This is a genomic window from Trichlorobacter sp., from assembly GCF_030247655.1.
Taxonomy (GTDB): Bacteria; Desulfobacterota; Desulfuromonadia; order Geobacterales; family Pseudopelobacteraceae; genus Trichlorobacter.
Genome location: NZ_JAOTRZ010000162.1, coordinates 1 through 6,726, shown reverse-complemented (window position 1 = coordinate 6,726; position 6,726 = coordinate 1). Strand labels below are relative to the sequence as shown.

Annotated in this window: 5 protein-coding genes; all 5 read left to right on the top strand. The window is 50.0% G+C overall.

The genetic code is table 11. From position 1 onward, the window contains the following. Window positions 1–95: 95 nt before the first annotated feature. Window positions 96–746 (top strand): signal peptidase I, encoded by a 651-nt coding sequence (lepB, locus tag OEL57_RS12425; protein WP_300740846.1) that lies wholly within the window; start codon window positions 96–98, stop codon window positions 744–746. A 20-nt stretch (window positions 747–766) separates the two neighbouring features. Then, the gene (gene aspS / locus OEL57_RS12420) at window positions 767–2,563 is read left to right on the top strand and encodes an aspartate--tRNA ligase (protein WP_300740845.1); all 1,797 of its coding nucleotides are present in this window, start codon (window positions 767–769) and stop codon (window positions 2,561–2,563) included. Window positions 2,564–2,617: 54 nt separating this feature from the next. After that, the gene (locus tag OEL57_RS12415) at window positions 2,618–3,265 is read left to right on the top strand and encodes a LysM peptidoglycan-binding domain-containing protein (protein ID WP_300740844.1); all 648 of its coding nucleotides are present in this window, start codon (window positions 2,618–2,620) and stop codon (window positions 3,263–3,265) included. Between the two features lie 222 nt (window positions 3,266–3,487). After that, complete coding sequence (locus OEL57_RS12410) at window positions 3,488–5,716, top strand: NADP-dependent isocitrate dehydrogenase (RefSeq protein ID WP_300740843.1); 2,229 nt, start codon at window positions 3,488–3,490, stop codon at window positions 5,714–5,716. Between the two features lie 109 nt (window positions 5,717–5,825). Next, on the top strand, window positions 5,826–6,726 hold a 901-nt coding region (mdh, locus tag OEL57_RS12405), incomplete at its 3' end, for a malate dehydrogenase (protein ID WP_300740842.1).

Here is a 6,726-nt window from a genome sequence, read left to right as displayed (position 1 = left end):
CAAGAAGCGGATGAAAAATGTCGGCAACGTTGAGCTGCCACAGGAGGCGTTCCTGGCAATCCTCAAAGTTGACGATAAATAGGGAAGGGACATTCATGGCAGATCAGAACGAACAGCAGCAACCCGAAGAGATTCAAAAGAAGAGCCTCTGGCGTGAGTATACTGAATCCATTATTATTGCCGTGCTTCTGGCGCTGGTGATTCGTACTTTTGTGGTGCAGGCATTCAAAATACCTTCCGGTTCCATGGAAGACACCCTGCTGATTGGTGATCATCTGCTGGTCAGCAAGTTTATTTACGGCACCAAAATTCCCTTTACCGACAAGCAGGTTATCAAATTACGCGATCCAAAACGTGGTGACGTGGTGGTGTTTGAGTATCCTGAAGATCCCCGCAAGGACTTTATCAAACGGGTGATTGGCGTGCCTGGTGATGTGGTTGAAGGCAAGGACAAGAAGGTCTATGTTAACGGTAAGCTGTATGAAAATCCCCATGAAGTACACAAAGAGCTGGAGATAATCCCCAAAGAGCAGAACCCACGGGATACCTTTGGGCCGATAGTGGTACCGGAAAACTCCTATTTTGTGATGGGTGATAACCGGGATCGTTCCTATGACAGCCGCTTTTGGAAGTTTGTTCGACGTGATCAGTTGAAGGGGCTGGCATTCATCAAATATTGGTCCATTGATGGGCCATGGTACAAGTTTAATATCCGCTGGCGTAATATCGGGCGGCTGATCGACTAATAAACTGGAGGATTGGTTATATGGATACATTGGGAAACTGGAAACGCTCTGATTATTGCGGTTGTTTGACCGCCAAGGATATTGGCCGTGAAGTGGTGCTGATGGGCTGGGCACTGCGTCGTCGAGACCATGGCGGTCTGATTTTTATTGATCTGCGTGACCGTGAAGGGATCGCACAGGTTGTGTTTGACCCTGAAGTTAACTCGGCTGCCCACCAGGTGGCTGAAGGGGTACGCAGCGAGTTTGTGCTGGCTATTAAAGGCACGGTTATTCCTCGTCCCGAAGGCACCGTTAATCCCAACATGAAGACCGGTGAGGTGGAGATTCAGGTGGCTGAGTGCAAGCTGCTAAACCGCTCCAAGCCGCTGCCGTTCATGCTGGATGAGCATAGCGAAGTGAACGAAAATATCCGCCTGAAGTACCGCTATCTGGATATGCGTCGTCCCCAGTTGGCTCAGAACCTTATCTTACGCCATCAGGTTGCCCAGGCTACCCGTCAGTACCTGACAGAGAACGGTTTTCTGGAACTGGAAACACCATTCCTGACCAAGTCAACTCCTGAGGGTGCACGGGACTTTCTGGTGCCATCCCGAATTAATCAGGGGCAGTTCTATGCCCTGCCGCAATCCCCCCAGATCTTTAAACAGATCCTGATGATTTCAGGATTTGATCGCTATTTCCAGATTGTACGCTGTTTCCGCGATGAAGACCTGAGGGCCGACCGTCAGCCTGAATTCACCCAGATTGACTGCGAAATGTCCTTTATCGACCGTGAGGATATCATTACGGTTATGGAAGGGCTGATTGCGCGGGTGTTTAAGGAGGCCAAAGGGGTTGAGGTGCAGTTGCCGGTGGAGCGGATGACCTATCAGGAGGCTATCCGTCGCTTTGGTGTGGATAACCCCGATCTGCGCTTTGGGCTGGAACTGGTTGAGCTGACCGATATAGTCAAAGGCTCCGGCTTCAAGGTGTTTAACGAAGTGGCTGCAAACGGTGGCATCATCAAGGGGATCAATGCCAAGGGTTGTGCCACCTTCTCCCGTAAAGATATTGAAGAACTGACCAGCTTTGTTTCCATTTATGGTGCCAAAGGTCTGGCCTATGTCAAGGTCACTGCTGAAGGCTGGCAGTCACCGATTACCAAGTTTTTCAACGAAGCTGAAATTGCTGCCATGAATGGCGCTTTTGGTGCTGAAGAAGGTGACCTGCTGCTGTTTGTGGCAGATAAGCCCAAGGTGGTTAATGACTCGCTGGGCAAACTGCGGAATCAGTTGGCCTCGTTGTTGAAACTGACTGATTCCAGCGTGTTCCGTTTTGTCTGGATCACTGACTTCCCACTGTTTGAATGGGATGAGGATGACAAGCGTTGGTGTGCCGTGCATCACCCCTTCACCGCTCCAATGGACGAAGATGTGGACTATGTTGAGTCTGATCCCGGCCGCTGTCGCGCCAAGGCCTATGACCTGGTGCTGAACGGAAACGAGATTGGTGGCGGCTCTATCCGTATCCACCAAGAGCAGGTACAGTCCTTGATGTTCAAGATGCTGGGGCACTCAGAAGAGGATAAACGTAGTAAGTTTGGCTTCCTGCTGGATGCTTTGGAGTACGGTACGCCGCCTCATGGTGGTATTGCCTTTGGCCTGGATCGCCTGATCATGCTACTGACCGGTTCTGACTCAATCCGCGACGTTATTGCCTTTCCTAAGACCCAGAAAGGTACCTGTATGATGTCAGAAGCTCCTTCATCAGTGGATACCAAGCAGTTGCGTGAGCTGGGAATCCGTCTGGCAACACCAGCCGGAACAGCTGCTGTATAACATCTGATGCCCGTTCTATTGCGCCTCATAGTGCTGGTTCTGGTGCTCGTGACTATGGCTGGTTGTGGTAGTCATGACCCGGTCTGGCGTATGAAGGCGCAATTAACTCTTTTGCAGTTGCAGCAAGAGGACGTTGTTACATCTCATCCTGATGATTACTCACATGTTAACAGTACGTTTAATCAAGGTGAGGCCCTGTTAACTGATCAAGCAGATGAAGACGCCGCTGATCAGCAGTATAAACTTGCGTATCAAAAAGGGTTGGTGCTGAAGCAGGAGGTAGTACTTTATAAAGAGCGGTTGAAAGAAGAGGCTCGTCAAAAGGCGATTGAAGAGCGTGCCATCCGTGAAGAAGAAGCACGAAGTCGGCTTGAGGCTGAACGAAAGCGTCAGCAAGAGCTGGAGGAAGCCCAGAAGGCTTTACAGAAGAGTCAAAGAAACGATGCTGTCACAGATGTTGTATCTCATCCGGTACAACTTACGTCTTATACGGTACGTCGTGGTGAAACTTTGCCGCAGATTGCTGCCAGACCTGAACTCTACAATGATATGGCGCTTTGGCCTTTGATTTACCGGGCAAACAGAGATCAGATTCGCGATCCCTACCAACTCTGGCCTGGTCAGACTTTAAAGATTCCCCGTAACTTTAGTAGAGAAGAGGCATTGGAGGCTCGTAGGCAGGCACATCGTCGAAATCCCTAGAAAGCGCCCATAAAAAGATCCTGTTTTTAGCCGTAATAAACCTTTTCCTGTCTGTCGACAAGTTTGGTTAAATAGAATAGATGTGCCACGATTTCTCCTTGACACTCCAGATCCTTTTGCATACTGTATACACGATTTTTAGGTGCTGTAGTCTATACTGATTGTACCATGTTGCAATTAGTATATTGAATTCCATATATATCAAAAAAACAAGGAGAGAACATGACAACAGAAACAGCTAAGATTATCTGGTCCAAGATTGACGAAGCACCCGCACTGGCAACATACTCTCTACTCCCTATCGTAAATGCATTCACCAAAGCTGCCGGTGTTGTCGTTGAAACTCGCGACATCTCTGTTGCAGGTAGAATTATTGCAAACTTCCCCGACTATCTGACTCCTGAGCAGAGAATGCCTGACTATCTTGCTGAGCTGGGTGAGCTGACACAGAAGCTTGAAGCCAACATCATCAAGCTGCCAAACGTCAGTGCCTCGATTCCTCAGCTGAAGGCTGCAATCAAGGAACTGCAGGAGCAGGGCTTTAAACTTCCTGATTATCCTGAAGAGCCTAAAACTGACGCCGAGAAAGAGTTGCATGCCCGTTATGCCAAGTGTTTGGGTAGTGCAGTTAACCCGGTGCTGCGTGAAGGTAACTCTGACCGCCGTTCGGCAAAGGCTGTTAAGGAGTACGCAAAAAAATATCCACACAAGATGGGCGCATGGAAATCAGATTCCAAAACCCACGTGTCCTGGATGGAGTCAGCCGATTTTTATGCGAATGAGAAGTCAGTAACCATGGAAAAAGCTGGCAATGTCAAGTTTGAGTTTGTTGATAAGGCCGGTAACGTCACCGTACTGAAAGAGAAGCTGGCGCTGCAGGCTGGTGAGATCCTTGATGGCACGTTCATGAGTGCAAAGGCCCTGCGCAAGTTTATTCAGGAGCAGATTGATGATGCCAAGGCCAAAGGGGTGCTGTTCTCAGTTCACCTGAAAGCCACCATGATGAAGATCTCCGATCCGATTATCTTCGGGCACTTTGTCGAGGTTTTTTATAAGGATGTGTTTGAGAAGCACGCAGCAACCTTCAAGGAGCTGGGCGTTAATCCTGATCTGGGTATGGGCGATCTGTATCTGAAGATTGCCAAGCTGCCTGCAGATAAAAAAGCTGAAATCGAAGCTGATATTCAGGAAGTGTACAAAAAGCAGCCGCCTCTTGCTATGGTTGACTCTGATAAAGGGATCACCAACCTGCATGCAAGTAACGACATCATCATCGACGCCTCTATGCCTGTTGTAATTCGTGATTCCGGTGGTATGTGGGGGCCGGACGGTAAGCTTGCCGATGTCAAGTGTGTAGTGCCAGACCGGTGCTATTCACGCTGGTATCAGGTCTGCGTTGATTTCTGCAAAGAAAATGGCCAGTTCGATCCAACCACCATGGGATCAACCTCTAACGTTGGTCTGATGGCTCAGAAGGCTGAAGAGTACGGCTCACACGATAAAACCTTCAAGATTGCCGCAGACGGTACCGTACGGGTTGTTGATGAAGCAGGCAACGTGCTGATGCAGCATGACGTTGAAGCTGGCGACATCTGGCGTGGTTGCCAAGCCAAAGACCTGCCTATTCAGGATTGGGTCAAGCTGGCTGTACGTCGTGCTCGCGCCACCGGTGCACCGGCCATCTTCTGGCTGGACAAGGAGCGTGGTCACGATGCTCAGATGATTGAAAAGGTCAACAAGTATCTGAAGGATCATGATACCACTGGTCTTGACATTCAGATCATGGCACCGGTTGATGCAATGCTGTTTACCTGCAAGCGCGCAAAAGCTGGTCAAGACACCATCACTGTTACTGGTAACGCACTGCGGGATTATCTGACAGACCTGTTCCCGATTCTTGAGCTGGGTACCAGTGCCAAGATGCTTTCCATCGTGCCGCTGCTGGCTGGTGGTGGTCTGTTTGAGACCGGCGCAGGCGGTTCTGCTCCCAAGCATGTGCAGCAGTTTGTTGAAGAAGGCTATCTGCGTTGGGATTCACTGGGCGAGTTCCTGGCCCTGGCTGTTTCCCTTGAGCATCTGGCAGCAACCTTCAAGAACGAGAAAGCGCAACTTTTGGCTGATACCCTTGATCAGGCTAACACCAAGTTCCTGGATAACAACAAGAACCCGGCTCGTAAGGTTGGTCAGATCGATAACCGTGGCAGCCACTTCTACCTGGCAATGTACTGGGCAGAAGCGCTGGCAGCACAGACCAAGGATGCTGATCTGGCTGCACGTTTCACCAAGGTTGCCAAGCAGCTTCAGGAAAATGAAGAAAAGATCAATGCAGAATTGATCGGTGCCCAGGGCAAGCCACAGGATCTGGGCGGCTATTACAATACTGATCCGGTCAAGACTGAAAAGGCAATGCGTCCAAGTAGCACACTGAACGCTATTGTTGACGCTATCTAAGCTTCTGTTGAATCGGGGAGTCGGTCTTTCCGGCTCCCCTCTCATATTTAAGGCGTACTGGTTGTTGGTGTAAAAATCGAAACACATACCAAACGAGGAGGAAGAAACAATGGGACGTAAGAAGATTTCATTGATTGGTGGCGGACAGATTGGTGGCGTTCTTGCTCAACTTTGCGCACTGCGTGAACTGGGTGATGTTGTTCTGTTTGACATCGTAGAAGGTATGCCACAGGGCAAGATGCTGGACATCGCTGAGGCATCCCCGGTTGATGGTTTTGACGTGAGTCTGCAAGGTACCCAGGACTACAAAGATATCGCAGGTTCCGATGTTGTTATCGTAACTGCCGGTCTGCCCCGTAAGCCGGGCATGAGCCGTGATGACCTGATTGCAACCAACTCAAAAATCATGACTTCTGTTGCAGAAGGTATCAAGCAATATGCTTCCGACGCCTTCGTAATCATCATCTCCAACCCACTGGATGCTATGGTTACCCTGTGCCAGAAAATTACCGGTATGCCTGCAAGCCGCGTTGTAGGTCAGGCTGGCGTTCTGGACTCCGCACGCTTCAAGGCGTTCATTGCTTGGGAACTGGGTGTATCCGTTAAGGACGTTTCCGCCATGACTCTGGGCGGCCACGGCGATGACATGGTTCCCCTGGTTCGTTACGCTGCAGTAAACGGCATTCCTGTTATGGAACTGCTGGAGCAGAAGTACGGTGCAGACAAGTCTAAAGAAGTTATGGAAGCAATGGTTAACCGTACCCGTCTGGCTGGTGGCGAAGTTGTTGCCCTGCTGAAGACCGGTTCTGCTTTCTATTCACCTGCTTCTTCTGCTATCGCTATGGCTGAGTCAGTCCTGAAAGACCAGAAGCGTGTACTGCCTACCTGCTGCCTGCTGAACGGTGAGTTCGGCGTAAACGGCTACTATGTTGGTGTACCTGCAGTGTTGGGTTCAAACGGCGTAGAAAAGATTCTGCAGTTCAAGCTGGATGCCACCGAGCAGGCCATGA